Annotated in this window: 16 protein-coding genes; 14 read left to right on the forward strand and 2 right to left on the reverse strand. The window is 49.8% G+C overall.

The annotated features are described in order from the left end of the window. The first annotated feature begins 106 nt into the window (after window positions 1-106). From gpmA to JHL22_RS05815, 4 genes are all read left to right on the forward strand, one after another. Window positions 107-859 (forward strand): 2,3-diphosphoglycerate-dependent phosphoglycerate mutase, encoded by a 753-nt coding sequence (gpmA, locus tag JHL22_RS05800; RefSeq protein WP_200234920.1) that lies wholly within the window; start codon window positions 107-109, stop codon window positions 857-859. A gap of 16 nt (window positions 860-875) precedes the next feature. Beyond that, the gene (locus JHL22_RS05805; protein ID WP_200234922.1) at window positions 876-2468 is read left to right on the forward strand and encodes a murein hydrolase activator EnvC family protein; all 1593 of its coding nucleotides are present in this window, start codon (window positions 876-878) and stop codon (window positions 2466-2468) included. 119 nt (window positions 2469-2587) lie between these two features. Continuing rightward, window positions 2588-4000 carry a S41 family peptidase gene (locus tag JHL22_RS05810; protein WP_329610644.1) on the forward strand — a complete coding sequence of 471 codons (1413 nt, stop codon included), beginning with the start codon at window positions 2588-2590 and terminating at the stop codon, window positions 3998-4000. Then, complete coding sequence (locus JHL22_RS05815; protein ID WP_200234925.1) at window positions 4000-4755, forward strand: HesA/MoeB/ThiF family protein; 756 nt, start codon at window positions 4000-4002, stop codon at window positions 4753-4755. Before JHL22_RS05810 ends, JHL22_RS05815 begins: the two co-directional genes overlap by 1 nt. On the opposite strand, the gene JHL22_RS05820 is transcribed toward JHL22_RS05815, so the two are convergent. Beyond that, the gene (locus JHL22_RS05820; protein WP_200235238.1) at window positions 4756-6525 is read right to left on the reverse strand and encodes a M61 family metallopeptidase; all 1770 of its coding nucleotides are present in this window, start codon (window positions 6523-6525) and stop codon (window positions 4756-4758) included. A 97-nt stretch (window positions 6526-6622) separates the two neighbouring features. On the opposite strand from JHL22_RS05820, the gene JHL22_RS05825 reads away from it, so the two are divergent. From JHL22_RS05825 to JHL22_RS05870, 10 genes are all read left to right on the forward strand, one after another. Next, on the forward strand, window positions 6623-7402 hold the full coding sequence (locus JHL22_RS05825; protein WP_200234927.1) for an enoyl-CoA hydratase: 780 nt from the start codon (window positions 6623-6625) through the stop codon (window positions 7400-7402). A gap of 79 nt (window positions 7403-7481) precedes the next feature. Further along, window positions 7482-7937, forward strand: coding sequence for an ATP synthase subunit I (locus tag JHL22_RS05830; RefSeq protein WP_200234929.1), 456 nt, complete (start codon window positions 7482-7484; stop codon window positions 7935-7937). 66 nt (window positions 7938-8003) lie between these two features. Next, window positions 8004-8891: a F0F1 ATP synthase subunit A gene (gene atpB, locus JHL22_RS05835; RefSeq protein WP_200234931.1), complete on the forward strand. Its 888-nt coding sequence runs from the start codon at window positions 8004-8006 to the stop codon at window positions 8889-8891. Between the two features lie 149 nt (window positions 8892-9040). After that, window positions 9041-9283, forward strand: a complete 243-nt coding sequence (gene atpE, locus JHL22_RS05840) for a F0F1 ATP synthase subunit C (protein ID WP_169293495.1) — start codon at window positions 9041-9043, stop codon at window positions 9281-9283. A 154-nt stretch (window positions 9284-9437) separates the two neighbouring features. Further along, on the forward strand, window positions 9438-9908 hold the full coding sequence (locus JHL22_RS05845) for a F0F1 ATP synthase subunit B (protein WP_200234933.1): 471 nt from the start codon (window positions 9438-9440) through the stop codon (window positions 9906-9908). Between the two features lie 12 nt (window positions 9909-9920). Then, window positions 9921-10463 carry a F0F1 ATP synthase subunit delta gene (locus JHL22_RS05850; RefSeq protein ID WP_200234935.1) on the forward strand — a complete coding sequence of 181 codons (543 nt, stop codon included), beginning with the start codon at window positions 9921-9923 and terminating at the stop codon, window positions 10461-10463. Window positions 10464-10496: 33 nt separating this feature from the next. Then, window positions 10497-12038, forward strand: coding sequence for a F0F1 ATP synthase subunit alpha (atpA, locus tag JHL22_RS05855; RefSeq protein ID WP_200234937.1), 1542 nt, complete (start codon window positions 10497-10499; stop codon window positions 12036-12038). A gap of 67 nt (window positions 12039-12105) precedes the next feature. Next, window positions 12106-13008, forward strand: a complete 903-nt coding sequence (atpG, locus tag JHL22_RS05860) for a F0F1 ATP synthase subunit gamma (protein ID WP_200234939.1) — start codon at window positions 12106-12108, stop codon at window positions 13006-13008. A 57-nt stretch (window positions 13009-13065) separates the two neighbouring features. Beyond that, the gene (gene atpD / locus JHL22_RS05865) at window positions 13066-14463 is read left to right on the forward strand and encodes a F0F1 ATP synthase subunit beta (RefSeq protein WP_200234941.1); all 1398 of its coding nucleotides are present in this window, start codon (window positions 13066-13068) and stop codon (window positions 14461-14463) included. Between the two features lie 13 nt (window positions 14464-14476). Beyond that, complete coding sequence (locus tag JHL22_RS05870) at window positions 14477-14902, forward strand: F0F1 ATP synthase subunit epsilon (protein ID WP_189384538.1); 426 nt, start codon at window positions 14477-14479, stop codon at window positions 14900-14902. A 143-nt stretch (window positions 14903-15045) separates the two neighbouring features. On the opposite strand, the gene JHL22_RS05875 is transcribed toward JHL22_RS05870, so the two are convergent. Next, window positions 15046-16722, reverse strand: coding sequence for a thiamine pyrophosphate-binding protein (locus tag JHL22_RS05875; protein WP_200234943.1), 1677 nt, complete (start codon window positions 16720-16722; stop codon window positions 15046-15048). Window positions 16723-16779 lie beyond the last annotated feature (57 nt).

A 16779-nucleotide genomic window follows, 5' to 3' on the forward strand; every position in this document is an offset into this window, starting at 1 on the left:
TTATAAAATAGCTGGACAAATAGAGATAAGACTTCGCTAAAATAATGGAAAATTGTTTGGATATTGAATTGTTTATTTCTTAATTTAGTGGAAAAGAGCTCATAATATGTACAAAATCGTATTAATGCGTCATGGTGAAAGCCAGTGGAATCTTGAAAACCGTTTTACGGGTTGGACTGATGTTGACCTGACCGATCGTGGCCGTCAGCAGGCGTGGCAAGCCGGTGAACTGCTTAAACAGGAAGGGTTTACGTTTGATGTGGCCTATGCGTCTGTGTTGAAACGGGCCATTCGCACGTTGTGGATTGCCCTGGATGCGATGGATGCCATGCATACACCCATTCACCTGAACTGGCGCCTGAATGAACGTCATTATGGCAACCTGCAGGGCCTTAACAAAGCCGAAACCGCTGCGAAGTATGGTGATGAACAAGTGCTGGTATGGCGTCGTGCTTATGCTATTGCACCCAACCCCCTGGATATAGACGACAAGCGTCACCCCCGTTTTGAGACTCGCTACGCGCGTATTCCCGCCGAGCAGTTGCCGGCCACCGAATGCCTGCAAGATACCGTTACCCGTGTCTTGCCGGTATGGAATGATTCCATTGCGCCTGCCATCAAGGCCGGCAAAAATGTGCTAATTGCCGCCCACGGCAACAGCTTGCGTGCATTAATTAAACACCTTGACAGCATTTCCGATGACGATATCGTTAATTTGAATATCCCAACCGGACAACCGCTGGTTTATGAGCTCGACGAAAATCTCAAGCCCATCCGTCACTATTATCTGGGCGACCAAGAGGCAATTGCCGCAGCGGTGGCGGCGGTGGCTGCCCAAGGTAAAGCGCAAAAGGACTAATGTGAACAGGTGGGCGATGGGTGTTTTACTGTTTGCGCTGTCAGGTGTCGGGCCGCTTATTATGGCCCAGCCTGTCGCTGCATTAAGCGAACAGCAAAAAGAGGCAGAAAAGCAGAAAGCCCACCTGCAAAACCGGATAGAAGACATCCACAAAAAAATCCAGGCGCAGGAATCGGATAAAAAAGACGTCACTGAAGAACTGCGAAAATCCGAATCGGAAATTTCCAAAATTAATGCACGCCTTGATGACTTGCAGGAACAGGGCGAACGAGCAAAAAAAGAATTGGGTGAATTGCGCAAACAGCAGGATAGGCAGCAAAAAATCATGGCGCTGCGCCGCGAAGAGCTGGCGGTACAATTGCGGACGCAATATACCAGCGGGCTGTCACCCTGGGCAGCTTTGCTGTCCGGAGAAGATGCCCAGAAAATTGGCCGGGACCTGACTTATCTGGGTTATGTGTCCAAAGCCCGGGTTGAGCTGGTCCAGCAACTAGAGGCTGAAATCACCCACCTTGATGAACTGAAGAAAAAAACAGCGGATCGCCAGAAAACCATTGACCGGTTGGCCGAGCAAACTCAGGTTGGCAAGAAAGAACTTGAGTCCGAGCAGACAAAACATGCTGCGGTATTAAAGAAAATAGAAAAAGACCTGGCAGGCAGGCGTTCACAGGCCACCAAGCTGGCACAAGATGAAAAACGACTTAATGGCCTGATTGGCGATATCCAGAAAAACATCTCCAGGCAGCTGGAGGAAGCCCGGCAGGCAAGGCTTGTTCAACAAAAAGCCGAAGCGGAAAAACGCCAGGCGGTATTACGCCAGAAAGAAGAGGAAGCGGCCCGGGCCCGGGAGCAGGCGGCAAGGGCCTCTATTGTGGCCAAACAGGCCGAAACACAAACAGAGCTGGCTTATGTGGTATTGCAAAGCGCAGTGGTTAACCAGGAAAAGCAAACCCAGGCGTTAAGCCAGGCGCAGCAGCAGGTTGTGCAGGCACAAGATGGGCGTCAGCGTCAGCAGGCACAGCAACAGGTGCAAAGTGCCCTGCAACAAACTGAACAGGCTCGTCAGCAACTTGCCCTGGCACGGCAACAGGCTGAAAATGCTGAAATTGAACGGGCCAAGGCAAGGATTAAAAAAGAAAAAGAAGAACAGGCCGCCTTGCTGGCGCAAAAGGCCCGGGAAGATGAGCGTCGGGCTGCGGCCCAGGACAGCTCGGGGGCGAACGGTTTGCCCAAAGGGGCACCCTGGCCGGTACGGGGTGCCTTGCAAGGGCGTTTTGGTACTACCCGGCCCGATACCGGTGGGGTATGGCGGGGTATACTAATCAGCGCCAATGAAGGCACACCCGTGCGGGCGGTTGCCAGTGGGCAGGTGGTTTTTTCAGCCTGGGTACGCGGATTTGGTAATCTGGTCATTATTGATCATGGCAATAACTATATGAGTGTGTATGGATATAATCAAAGTGTATCGGGAAGTGTGGGCGACAGCGTTCGTGCCGGACAAACCATTGCCCGTGTAGGGGCAACCGGCGGCCAGGTAGATCCTGCCTTATACTTTGAAATACGTAATGGTTCCACGCCGGTAGATCCATTAAACTGGTTATCAAGATAATATTGCCAGGGCATCCATTACTTACATACACTGAAACTTTATTCGATTGCGGGCAGGAGTGTCTTGTGACAAGTAGAAAACGATTAGTCAGTTACACGGTTGCGGCAGGATTGCTGTTGATGGCAGCCATGCCTGCAGGGGCGCAAAAGGTATCGCATGAGCTTCCTTATGAAGAGTTGCAGCGTTTTGCGCGGGTTTTTGCCGCCGTTAAAAATAATTATGTTGAACCGGTCTCAAGCCAGGAGCTCATTGAATCAGCCATTAAAGGCATGGTTAGCGACCTGGATCCACACTCTTCTTTTCTCGATGAGGAAGAATTCGAGGAAATGAAAGAATCTACCGATGGTGAGTTTGGTGGATTAGGTATAGAAATTGGTGCCGAGCAAGGCTTGGTTAAAATTATTGCACCCATTGAAGATACGCCGGCGGCCAAGGCCGGCATCATGCCCGGTGACCTGATTATAAAAATCGATGGAGAAAGCACCGAAGGCAAACCCTTGAGTGACGTTATCAAGCAGTTGCGTGGTGAGCCGGGTAGCGAAATTGTCCTGACGGTTAAAAGATCTTCTTCGGCAGAGCCCCTGGATTTTACAATTGTCCGGGATATTATCCAGATTCGCAGCGTACGCAGTAAACGCTTGCCCGATGATATTGCTTATGTGCGTGTTTCCCAGTTTCAGGAGCGTACCGGTGCCGATTTGGCCCAGCACTTGACCGACTTGGGTAAAGGTAAGCCACTGAAAGGTCTGGTACTTGATTTGCGCAATGATCCGGGTGGTTTGCTTAATGCCGCCATTGGGGTTTCCGCTGCTTTTATCGAGCCCAATAAACTGGTGGTTTCAACCAAGGCCCGAGAGCAGGAAATGCAGCGTTATCTGGCGGTGCCTTCAGAATATGCACCCGATGAATCCGATTACCTGAAAAACCTGCCCGACTGGACCCGCACGGTTCCTATGGTGGTGCTTATTAATGTAGGCTCTGCTTCGGCCTCTGAAATTGTGGCGGGTGCCCTGCAAGATTACCAGCGTGCCACCATTATGGGTAACCGCAGTTTTGGCAAGGGTTCGGTACAGGTGGTCATGCCATTAGATGATAATACCGGCATCAAATTAACCACCGCCCGTTATTACACGCCGCTTGGGCGTTCCATACAGGCCACCGGTATTGAACCGGATATTATTGTTTCCGATACAAAAACCGGCGATCTGTTCAGTTTCCCCCGAGAGGCCGATTTAAGTGATCACTTGAACAATGAGCAGGTTTCTGAAGCAGGCTCAAAGGACAAGGCTAAGGCGGACAAGGGCAGTAAAGTGCTTAAAGAGCCCGAGGAAATGTTTGAGTTTGGCTCTGATAAAGATTTCCAGTTGCAGCAGGCAGTTAACCATTTAACCGGTAAAAAGGTGGATCAGGGGGTTATTACTAAAGAAAAGCCCAAAGGCCTGAGCAAAGAAGAAATGGAAGCGGTCAAGCCGTCAGACAGCAATGATGGTAGTGCAGTTGGCGATAAAAGCGGTGAAAAGCAGAACAAGTAATGGATGATTCTCAGTTATTGCGTTATGCCCGGCATCTGATGCTGGATGAAATTGGCATTGAAGGCCAGCAGAAAATCATGTCGTCACGGGTGTTGGTGGTGGGCGTTGGAGGGCTGGGCTCTCCGGCGGCCGCTTATCTGGCGGCGGCGGGGGTTGGCCAGCTGGTGCTGGTTGATGATGATCAGGTGGAATTAAGCAATTTGCAGCGGCAAATTTTGCATACCACCGGGCGGATAGGCCAATCCAAGGTGGAATCGGCCCGGCAGGCTTTGCATGACCTGAATCCCGAGCCGCTTATCGAATGCCATGCCCGGCGTCTTGACGGGCCGGGCTTGCTGGAATTGGCCAAAGATGCCGATGTGGTGCTTGATTGCACCGATAACTTTATTACCCGGCATCATATCAACCGGGCTTGTGTGGCCCTGAAAAAACCGCTGGTGTCGGGGGCGGCCATCCGTTTTGACGGACAAGTGGCTGTTTATGACCTGCGTCATGATGATGCAACCTGTTATGCCTGCCTGTTTGATCCTTCAGATAACCTGGCCCCTGACAACTGCGCCACCTTAGGGGTGTTTGCCCCGCTGGTGGGTATTATTGGCAGCATGCAGGCTGCCGAAGCCCTGAAGCTGCTGGTTGGCATGCCCGCCGGCCTGGACGGGCGTTTGCTACAGTTTGATGCGCGCACCATGCAATGGCACGCGATGCAGGTGCATAAAAACCCGCAGTGCCAGGTATGCGGGTTGGCGCAGGCGTGATTACGCCGGGATTGGCGCCAGCACGCACTCGTTAAGCACGGGCGGGTTCAGGGTCAGGGTAAAGCTTCTTAGCTCATCACGCCTGAATACATGTACCAGGATTTTTTGCCCCGGTTGATAACGTTTCAGCAGGGTATCCAGATTATCCGTCTCTACTTTAATGCCATCAATGGCCACCAGGGTATCACCGGCACTTAACCCGGCCTTGTGGGCCGCGCCATTTTCAATCACGCTGCCAATCTGGCAGGCATTGCCGGCCACCTTGGCAAGAATGTCCAGCGATGGTGTGTTGCTGCTGCTTTTCCAGCTTAATGTCAGGTTCTGGCCGGCCAGCAGTGCTTTCAAGGGGATATCTTCGGTGCCATGGGCGTAGCGGGCAATGTAGTCGCTGGCATCAACCCCGGTGGCGCCTTGGATGATTGAAGCCAGTTCATTTTCTTTCAGGCCGTTGGCGGGTTGGCTGAAGAAATCGCGGCCATAGCGTTGCCACAAAAGCCTCATGACGTCATCCAGGGATTTTTCATTTTGGGTGGCATTGCGGATCGTCAGGTCAAGGCCCAGGGCAACCAGTGCGCCTTTGCTGTAGTAGCTCACGATGGCATTGGGAGCGTTTTCATCCTGCTTGTAAAACTTGGTCCAGGCATCAAAAGAACTTTGCGCCACGCTTTGCTTGAAGCGTCCGGGCCGGGTAGATACATTGGCAATGGTTTTGCCCAGCTGGGCCAGGTATTGTTCCTGCGTGAGCAGGCCGGCCCTGAACAGGGTCAGGTCATCATAATAAGACGTGAAGCCTTCAAACACCCAGAGCAGGCTGGTGTGGTTTTCAGTGTAAAGGTTATAGGGTGCAAATGCTTTAGGCTTAATACGTTTTACATGCCAGGTATGGAAATACTCATGACTGACCAGGCCCAGGAAATTACGGTATTGTTCGCTTTGTTCGGGGTTGCCAAGGGTGGGCAAGTCGTTGCGCGATGCCATTAAGGCGGTAGAGGCACGATGCTCGAGGCCACCGTAATCTTTGCCGGTAACCATGGTCATGAATACATAGCGGTCAGATGAATCCAGGAAAGGGGCTTGATGCGTGTCGGGTTCAAAAAACTTGATTTGGTATTCGCAGATGCGGGCGGTGTCTGCGGCAATGCGTTCCAGGTCCAGGTTGGGGATCTGGCCGGTAAAAACCATTTCATGCGTGGCGCCACAAACCTTGAAAGAGATGGTTTGTGGTGTGCCCATTTCAACCGGGTGGTCTATTAAGGCATCATAGTTGGGGGCCAGGTACATGCCAAAGCCGTGGCGTGTGGCGCAGCCGGGGTGTTTTTTGGCTTCGGGCAGGCTGGTATAAACTTTCCAGGTTTTAATGCTTTTAGGCGCTTTAATGTTGAGCAGGCAAGGCTGGTCTTCCTGGTCATGAACTTGCAGGAAAACACTGGTGCCATTGAAAAAACCATGCGTTTCATCAAGGTGAGCGCTGCGGACCGACAAGTCCCAGGCGTAAATAGTGTAGGTAATATGCAACGTTCCCTGGCAGGCTTCTATTTGCCAGCTGTTGTTATCGGTTTTTTCAATGCGCAGTTTTTTGTTGCCACAGCGGGCCTCGATGCTTTCTATATTGCGGGAAAAATCCCTGATCAGGTAACTGCCGGGAATCCAGGATGGCAGGGAAACCTTCTGGCCCTTGGGGTTGGGGGCGGGAATACCTATTTCTACAAAAAAACGGTGGCCGGCTGGATCTTGGGGGGTAATGGTATAAATAATTTCGTTCATCAGGATTTTTGGTGTTTGTATATATTCAGACAGAGTAACTATAACAAACTGGCTACAATACCTCAGGAAAAAACAGATTATCGACAACTTACAGGAGGGTAGTATGTCAGAGCAATTGGTATTGACGAAAATTGATGGCGGTGTAGGTGTATTAAGCTTAAACCGTCCCAAAGTACTTAACGCACTTAGTAACGAAGTCATGGAAGCGCTGGGCGAAGCATTGCTGGCACTGGAAAATAATGACGATGTGGGTGCCATTGTGCTAACCGGCAATGATAAAGCCTTTGCCGCAGGTGCCGATATTTCAGCCATGAAAGACTGGTCTTACATGGACGTGTATAAAAGCAACTATATTGGTGGCCCATGGGAAACCATCAAAAATGCCATTCGCAAGCCCGTGATTGCTGCCGTTTCCGGTTATGCGCTGGGCGGTGGTTGTGAACTGGCCATGATGTGTGATTTCATTATTGCGGCTGACAACGCCAAATTCGGCCAGCCCGAAATCAAGCTGGGCACCATTCCCGGGTTGGGGGGTACACAACGACTGACGAGGGCTATCGGGAAATCAAAAGCCATGGATATGGTCCTGACTGGTAGAATGATGGACGCAAAAGAGGCGGAAAGTGCGGGCCTGGTTTCACGTGTCCTGCCCCTTGAGAATTTCCTTGAGGAAGTGGTCAAGGTGGCCCAGGGCATTGCCACGCTATCAACGCCTGTAGTCATGATGGCAAAGCAATGTGTGAATGCAGCACAGGAAACCACCCTTGAACAGGGCCTGCAATATGAAAGGCGTGTATTTCATGCAACATTTGCAATCCAGGATCAAAAAGAGGGAATGAACGCATTTATTGAAAAACGTCAGGCAAACTTCAGAAATATGTAATTAAACATGCATTCAGGTTTGCTTAAGCTGTAAAAAATAAGTTATACTCTCAAGGCTTGACATATTGCGAAACCTTATTATGACCACAACACATAATAAGTACGCGTACTTGGGTAGCTCTGAAGACACCGTACTTAAGCTGGATGGGGCTGAAAAAGCCAGGCTCAATGCAAGCTCTGCCAAAGATCTTGTAAATATAGTGCTGGCCCAGTTTGGTTTGCTGGCAGTAGTGGTGGTGGTGTGCTGGATGGCATCTGGCGTTCCTGCGGCAGTGTCGGCATTGGCCGGCGGCATGGCTTACCTGGTGCCAACAGTGCTTTTTGTGCTGCATATGTTAATAAAGCTTTATAGCGGTTCAAATGCAAGCGTGCTTACGTTTTTCTGGGGTGAAGCATTCAAACTCGGAGGAACCATGGCCTTGCTTGCGTTAATAGTGAAATTATCCGGAACCATGCTGGTCTGGCCAGCATTGCTAATTGGCCTGGTTGCGGTATTAAAGGGATATGTATTGTTACTGGCTTTTAAAAAGCTCTAGTAACAATCATTGGGAAAGAATGTAATTGCAGCCTAACTGGCTGCCAAATCGTGGAGTACGAATCAAATGGCTGCACCTGCAGATGTCTCGCCTCAGTCATATTATGTTCAGCATCACCTTGTCCATTTCAATAACGTCGGAGAAGGACAGGCCAACATTGTAGACTTTGGTGTTATCAACTATGACTCCATCTTCTGGTCTGTTGCAATGGGTTTGCTGGTAGTCGGTTTTCTCTGGAAAGCCGCACGTCATGCCACATCCGGTGTGCCTGGGCGTTTTCAGGGTGGTGTGGAAATGATCGTTGATATGGTCAATGATCAAGCAAAAAGCATTATTCACAATACTGAGTCGCGCAAATATGTTGCCCCATTGGCGTTAACCATATTTTTGTGGATCACGCTCATGAACGTGCTTGACTTGATCCCCGTCGATATGCTCCCTTCGGTGCTTGGCTGGCTTGGTCTTGCCGGAGATGCCAGTGCGCCTGGTCCTCTGTATTATCATCGTATTCTTCCAACTGCCGACTTGAACGTACCTATGGGTATGTCTCTGGGTGTTTTGTTGCTGTCTATTTATTACGGCTTCAAAATCAAAAATCCCGGTGGTTTTATAAAAGATCTGTTCACCGCTCCTTTCCATTCAAGTGGTATTGGTGCAATTATTCTGGCACCCGCCAACTTCGCATTAAACGTCATCGAGTATGCTGCCAAAACAGTATCTCTGGCCATGCGGTTGTTTGGTAACATGTTTGCCGGCGAACTTGTATTTATGCTAATCGCCCTGCTGGGCGGTGCATGGACAGGATTCAATGTGATGAGCATTGGATTGGGCGTCGGCCATGTTCTGGCTGGTTCCGTCTGGGCAATTTTCCATATTATGATTATTTTGCTCCAGGCGTTCATTTTCATGATGCTGACACTGGTTTATATCGGTCAGGCACATGAGGGGCATTAAGATTTAACGTCCTGGTTTTACACATAATTCCGGGATGTTTTTTCTTGCAAACTGCATCATTTAATTTTTAACTGGTCTTTTTGCGTTGTTTTTAGTAGTTTTTTTCCATCTTTAAATTTGTTTTAGGTTCATAACCACAAGGAGTTGTCATGACCACAGCAGCTTTCGTTGCTCTTGCTTGCGCGTTTATCATCGGTTTGGGTGCTATCGGTGCGTGTATCGGTATCGCTATCATGGGCGGTAAATATCTTGAGGCATCTGCTCGTCAACCAGAATTGATGAACGCATTGCAAACAAAAATGTTCTTGTTGGCTGGTCTTATCGATGCTGCCTTCCTGATCGGTGTTGGTATTGCTATGTTGTTCGCGTTTGCTAGCCCATTCGGCGCTTAATACAGTAAACGTCTATACCATCTGTTGATGGGGTGTGAACTGGATGGAGATGCGGGCCTTATGGTTTATAAGTAAGGCCTGCATATGACAGAGTTCAATAAATTTCGGGTTTTGTAATATCGCAAAGCCTTAACATAGTAGAAGGGAAACGACCGTGAATTTAAACGCGACGCTCTTTTTCCAGACGCTCGTTTTCTTTGTATTGGCATGGTTCACAATGCGATTTGTGTGGCCGCCACTTACAAAGGCAATAGACGAACGTCGTCAGAAAATTGCTGATGGTTTGGCTGCTGCCGATAAAGGCAAGGCAGACTTGGCTCAGGCCCAGGCTCGAATCAGTCTGATTGAAGCATCTGCGAAATCAGAAAATCACGCCAGGCTGGCAGATGCAGAAAAACAGGCTGCTTCTATTGTTGAAGCCGCACGTGGCGAGGCAGAATCTGAACGTGCCCGTATTCTTGCGCAGGCTAAACAGGACGCCGAGCTAGAAGTGGGACGCGCCCGTCAGGGATTGCGTGAAGAAGTTGCTTCTCTGGCCGTTAAAGGGGCAGAGAAGATTCTTCAGCGTGAGGTAAATGCAAAAACACATGCTGAGTTGTTGAATCAACTTAAAGCACAGCTTTAATCCGGGATTATCATGGCTGAATTATCAACAATTGCCCGCCCATATGCAGAAGCTTTATTTGCTGCGGCCAAAAAAGACCAGGGCGGTTTGGCTGCATGGTCAACGGCTGTTAGCGAGTTGGCACAGGTTTCAAATGTGCCGGACGTGTTAAAAGCGATGTCCGATCCAAGATTAAGCAAAGATCAACGTAAACAGTTGTTCCCTGCATTGGTTAAATCTCCGTTGTCACAAGAAATGCGGAATTTCATCAACCTGCTCGTGGATAACGATCGATTAATGCTATTGCCCGAGATCGCGGAGCAATTTAAAGAATTGAAAAATCGCCATGAGGGTTCTGCCAGTGCAGAAATCGCAAGTGCTTTCGAATTAAGCGATGAGCAAATTCAGGAATTGCTTGTTGGTCTCGAGAAAAAATTTGGCTTCAAGCTGAAGCCGGTTGTCACTGTCGATAAATCACTTATTGGTGGTGTCCGAGTCACAGTGGGCGATCAGGTATTAGATACTTCCGTGCAAGCTCAATTGGCTCGCTTGCGCGATACATTGGCCGCTGCATAAGCGCCAGAATAACAGGATTTCAGGAGTCTGAATATGCAACTCAATCCGTCAGAAATCAGCGAATTGCTTAAGAGCCGTATCGAAGGCTTGGGCACTTCTGCTGATGTTCGCACACAAGGTACGGTTGTTTCCGTAACCGACGGTATTACACGTGTCCACGGTTTATCCGATGTGATGCAAGGCGAAATGCTTGAATTTCCAAACAACGTTTTTGGACTCGCTCTCAACCTCGAGCGTGATTCAGTTGGTGCGGTTATTTTAGGTGATTATACAGGTGTGTCCGAAGGTGACCCTGTGAAAACAACCGGCCGCATTCTTGAAGTGCCCGTTGGTCCCGAATTGCGTGGCCGTGTTGTCAATACATTAGGTCAACCTATCGATGGCAAAGGTCCAATCAATGCCAAAGAAACTGATATTATCGAAAAAGTGGCACCAGGCGTTATTGCCCGCCAGTCAGTTTCACAGCCACTGCAAACCGGTGTTAAAGCGATTGACTCAATGGTACCGGTTGGTCGTGGTCAGCGCGAGCTGATCATTGGTGACCGTCAAACCGGTAAAACTGCGGTTGCCATTGATGCCATCATTAACCAGAAAGGCCAAAACGTTACTTGCGTTTATGTCGCTATCGGTCAAAAAGCATCCACCATCAATAACGTGGTTCGCAAGCTCGAAGAACACGGCGCCATGGAATACACCATCGTTGTCGCAGCAACCGCTTCCGATTCTGCCGCCATGCAGTACCTGGCTCCTTATGCCGGATGTACCATGGGTGAATATTTCCGTGATCGTGGTGAAGACGCCCTGATCGTTTATGATGACCTGACCAAACAGGCATGGGCATACCGTCAGGTATCCTTGCTGTTGCGTCGCCCACCAGGCCGTGAAGCCTACCCCGGTGACGTTTTCTACCTGCACTCCCGCTTGCTTGAGCGTGCAGCGCGTGTTAATGCCGATTACGTAGAAAAATTCACGAAGGGTGCTGTAAAAGGCAAAACAGGTTCTCTTACCGCACTGCCAATTATTGAAACACAGGCCGGTGACGTTTCCGCTTTCGTTCCAACTAACGTAATTTCCATTACCGACGGTCAGATCTTCCTGGAAACAGACTTGTTCAACGCGGGTATCCGTCCTGCGATTAACGCTGGTATTTCTGTTTCCCGTGTGGGTGGTGCTGCCCAAACCAAGGTTGTCAAGAAACTGTCTGGTGGTATTCGTACCGACCTGGCCCAGTATCGTGAGCTGGCCGCTTTTGCCCAGTTTGCTTCTGACCTTGATGAAGCCACACGCCGTCAGCTTGAACGTGGTAAACGTGTTGTTGAATTGCTGAAACAGCCTCAATACCAGCCTTTGAAGGTCTGGGAACTGGCGGTATCACTGTTCGCGGTAAACAATGGTCACCTGGATGATATCGATGTTGAAAAGATTCTGTCTTTTGAGAAAGGTCTCAAAGATGAATTGAAAGCCAAGCACAGTGCCTTGGTTGATCGCATTGAAGAAACCAAAGAGCTTTCTAAAGATGACGAAGCTGCCTTGAAAGAAGCAGTTCTCGCATTCAAGAAGAACGGTACTTACTAAGACCAGGTAGGGTGCAAGATTTTGATCCTGCACCCTTGTTTTGCAAAACCGTCTAACAGGAAGGCTTATGGCTGGAATTAAGGAAATCCGTACGCAGATCAAGAGTGTGCAAAACACTCGCAAGATCACCAAAGCAATGGAAATGGTTGCTGCTTCCAAAATGCGCAAAGCGCAGGAAAGAATGCGCACTGGCCGTCCCTATGCCACTAAAGTACGTGAAATTGCTACGCACATGATGCAGACGCATCCTGAGTACTCTCATCCTTATCTGGAAGAGCGTAAAGACCTCAAGGCTGTCGGCGTTGTGGTGATAAGTACAGATAAAGGTCTGTGTGGGGGCTTGAATACCAACATACAGCGTCTTGTCTTGTCACGCTTTAAAGAATTTGATGCCCAGGGCATTAAGGTTCAGGCAACTGCCCTGGGCAATAAAGGCCTGGGCTTTTTAACGCGAATTGGTGCAAACCTGGTTTCTCAGGAAGTGCAGTTGGGTGATACCCCAAGTCTGGAGCGTCTGATCGGTGCACTGAAAGTGCAGTTTGATGCTTATATGGATGGCACGATTGATGCTTTATATGTTGCAACGAATATGTTCGTCAACACCATGAAGCAGGAACCTTCGTTTATTCGTTTGCTGCCTCTGCCCGATGGTCTTGCTGATCCTTTCCAGACTGTTCTGGATGAAGAGTCTCAGCTTCCCAAGGCTTCATATAAGTGGGATTACATTTTCGAACCCGATGCAAAATCAGTCATTGATGACTTATTGCATCGCTATGTAGAAAGCGTAGTCTACCAGGCAGTAGCAGAAAATATGGCGTCTGAGCAGTCTGCCCGAATGGTGGCAATGAAAGCTGCATCAGATAATGCGAAAACAGTAATTGGTGATCTGGAACTGGTTTATAACAAAACCCGTCAGGCGGCAATTACTAAAGAAATTTCAGAAATCGTGGGGGGAGCTGCAGCCGTTTAAGCCTTAAGGCTTGCAGGCTGTCAGTTTCTTTCAATCGTTATTAAGTAAGGAATCGACATGAGTAACGGTACCATCGTTCAGTGCATCGGCGCCGTCGTGGATATACAGTTCCCACGCGACAACATGCCAAAAATTTACGAAGCGCTTGTTCTAGCAGATGATGCAGGCGGTTTCGCTGAGAAAGGGCTTACTCTTGAAGTTCAGCAGCAACTGGGTGACGGCGTTGTCCGTACCATTGCGCTGGGATCAAGCGATGGTCTTCGTCGCGGTATGGCAATCAACAGAACCAATGCCCCTATTTCAGTACCTGTCGGTGAGGGTACACTGGGTCGCATCATGGACGTATTGGGTCGCCCAATCGATGAGGCTGGCCCCATCAAGCACGAAGAAAAACGTGCGATTCACCAGGCTGCACCAAAATTCGACGAACTGTCTCCATCAGTAGAATTGCTGGAAACAGGTATTAAGGTTATTGACCTGGTTTGTCCATTTGCCAAAGGCGGTAAAGTGGGTCTGTTCGGTGGTGCCGGTGTTGGTAAAACCGTTAACATGATGGAACTCATCAACAACATTGCCAAACAGCACGCTGGTTTGTCTGTGTTTGCCGGTGTGGGTGAACGTACCCGTGAAGGTAATGACTTCTACCACGAAATGGATGAGTCCAACGTTCTTGACAAAGTTGCCATGGTTTTCGGTCAGATGAACGAACCACCAGGAAACCGTCTGCGTGTGGCACTTACCGGTCTGACAATGGCCGAGAAATTCCGTGACGAAGGTCGTGATATCCTGTTCTTCGTTGATAACATCTATCGTTATACCCTGGCAGGTACCGAAGTATCTGCGCTGCTGGGTCGTATGCCTTCAGCCGTGGGTTATCAGCCTACACTGGCCGAAGAGATGGGTGTTCTGCAAGAGCGTATTACCTCTACCAAAACCGGTTCCATTACATCTATTCAGGCCGTTTACGTTCCTGCCGATGACTTGACCGACCCTTCTCCGGCAACTACCTTCCAGCACTTGGACTCTACCGTTGTGTTGTCTCGTGACATCGCCTCGCTGGGTATTTACCCTGCGGTTGACCCTCTGGACTCAACCAGCCGTCAGCTGGATCCACAAGTGGTTGGCACCGAGCATTACGAAGTGGCCCGTGCGGTTCAGCAAACACTGCAACGCTATAAAGAATTGCGTGATATTATCGCCATTCTGGGTATGGACGAGTTGTCTCCTGAAGATAAACAGGCCGTTGCACGTGCCCGTAAAATTCAGCGCTTCCTGTCCCAGCCTTTCCACGTTGCTGAAGTGTTTACCGGTTCTCCTGGTAAATATGTTCCATTGTCAGAAACCATCCGTGGTTTCAGAATGATTGTGGAAGGTGAGTGTGATGCGTTGCCCGAACAGGCATTCTATATGGTTGGTTCAATCGACGAAGCGTTCGAAAAAGCCAAAACCTTATAATTAAGGAATAGCTATGGCTACTATACATGTTGATGTGGTAAGTGCGGAAGAGTCGATTTTTGCCGGTGAGGCAAAATTCGTTGCTTTGCCTGGTGAAGCGGGTGAACTGGGTATTCTTCCTGGCCACACACCACTGATCTCTCGTATCCGTCCCGGAACAGTGAAAATTGTTCGTGAAGATGGTGCAGAAGAGCTGGTATTTGTGGCTGGCGGCATCATTGAAGTTCAGCCGTATGGCGTAACGGTACTGTCTGATACAGCAATTCGCGCGGCAGACCTTGACGAAGCTAAAGCGGTCAAGGCGCGTGAACAGGCTGAAGAAGCGTTGCGTAATGCACGTGACAAGACAGAGATTGCGGTGGTTGAAGCCGAGCTGGCCATGTTGGCCGCTCAGGTTAGCGCCGCCCGTCGCCTGACTCAAATGAAAAATCGCCACTAAGCGACAAAAGAAGTATAAAAATAGCGCCTTCGGGCGCTATTTTTATTGCCGGCCCAAAATGCCGGGCGGAGACTGAATATATAGAATGCAAAGCCTGTCTGGAAATTTGCCAGCAGGCTTTGTGGCCTATTAAGTATTTTGCTCTATTTCAACGCAGCGGCACGGATCTGGTCAATAGTGGCAGATGGTGTAATCGCTTGCGGATCAATAAGGCAATGCAAAATGGCCGGTTTGCCACTTGTAATGGCCCGTTCAAATGCAGGGCCAAATTCCTCATTGCTTTCTACCCGTTCTCCGTGCCCGCCAAAGGCTGTGGCATAGGCGGCAAAGTCGGGGTTTTGCAGATGGGTGGCACTAACCCGTCCAGGGTAATGTTTTTCCTGGTGCATGCGGATGGTGCCATACATGGTATTGTCAAAAATTAGCACAATAATATTCAAGCCATACTGTACGGCAGTCGCAAATTCCTGGCCGTGCATCATGAAGCAGCCGTCCCCGGCAAAGCAAACGACGGGTGTGTCTGGTAACAGGCGTTTTGCAGCCACGGCCGCTGGAACGCCATAGCCCATGGACCCCGAGGTGGGTGCCAGTTGGGTACCGAACTGGGTGAAGCGATGGAAACGGTGTAGCCAGGTCGCATAGTTGCCGGCGCCGTTGGTCATGATGGTGTCTGGTGCAAGATTGGCTTCGAGGTATTGCATGATATGCGGCATTTGCAGCTTGCCAGGAACATTGACCGTAGACGGGTCGCTCCATGCCAGGTATTCGCTATGGGCCTGGCTGACGAGTGCCTCACGGTTGGCTGCCGGTTTGACATCCAGTTTTTCAAGAGAACGTGTGAATTCGGCAGGGCTGGCATTAATGGGCAGTTGTGCCTGGTATACCCGGTTCAGTTCCTGGCTGTCGGGGTGAACGTGCACCAGTTTTTGCTTTGGCACCGGGATGGAAAGCGCGGTATAACTTTGTGAAGGAACTTCAGACATACGGCCCCCCACCAGCAGGACGGCATCTGCTTGCTCAAAACGTTTTAGCAACTTTGGGTTAATGCCCAGGCCAATATCACCGGCAAAGCAGGGGTGGTTGGCAGGAAAGAGCATTTGACGCCTGAACTGGACGGCTACTGGCAGCTGGGCTTTTTCCGCAAAGCGGGCAAAGGCATTCACGCTTTCTTCGGTCCAGCGGCTGCCGCCTAAAATGGCCAGCGGGTTTTTGGCTTCATTCAACAGCTTTTCAAGCGAATCTATCTGGGACTGGGTGGGGGCAGACTCTACGGCCTGTACGCGGGGCGCATCGGCAACGGCACAAAGCTGAACCAGCATATCTTCGGGCAGGGCAATAACGACCGGCCCGGGGCGGCCGGAGGTCGCGACATGAAAGGCACGGGAAATTAACTCGGGAATGCGGCTGGCATCATCAATTTCGGTGGTCCATTTGGTTTGGGTGCCGAAAACAGCGCGGTAATCTACTTCCTGGAAAGCATCGCGTTCACGCATGCCAGTTTCAATCTGGCCAACAAAAACAATTAAAGGGGTAGAGTCTTGCATGGCAATATGAATGCCCGCAAAGGCGTTGCTTGCACCCGGTCCGCGGGTAACCATGCAAATACCCGGGCGGCCGGTTAGTTTTCCATAAGCATCGGCCATCATGGCAGCCCCGCCTTCTTGCCGGCATACGGTAACCTGGATATCGACATCGTGCAGGGCATCAAGCACGGCAAGATAGCTTTCGCCGGGCACACAAAAAACGTGATCTACGCCTTGTGTTATTAGTTGATCAACAAGAATTTGTCCGCCACTACGAGTTTTGATATTGTTGTTCATGAGTCATCTATAATAGTATTGTTTGTAATAAGTACAGCCATAATAAAATGTTATCTT

Source organism: Advenella mandrilli, assembly GCF_016595155.1.
Classification (GTDB): domain Bacteria; phylum Pseudomonadota; class Gammaproteobacteria; order Burkholderiales; family Burkholderiaceae_B; genus Advenella; species Advenella mandrilli.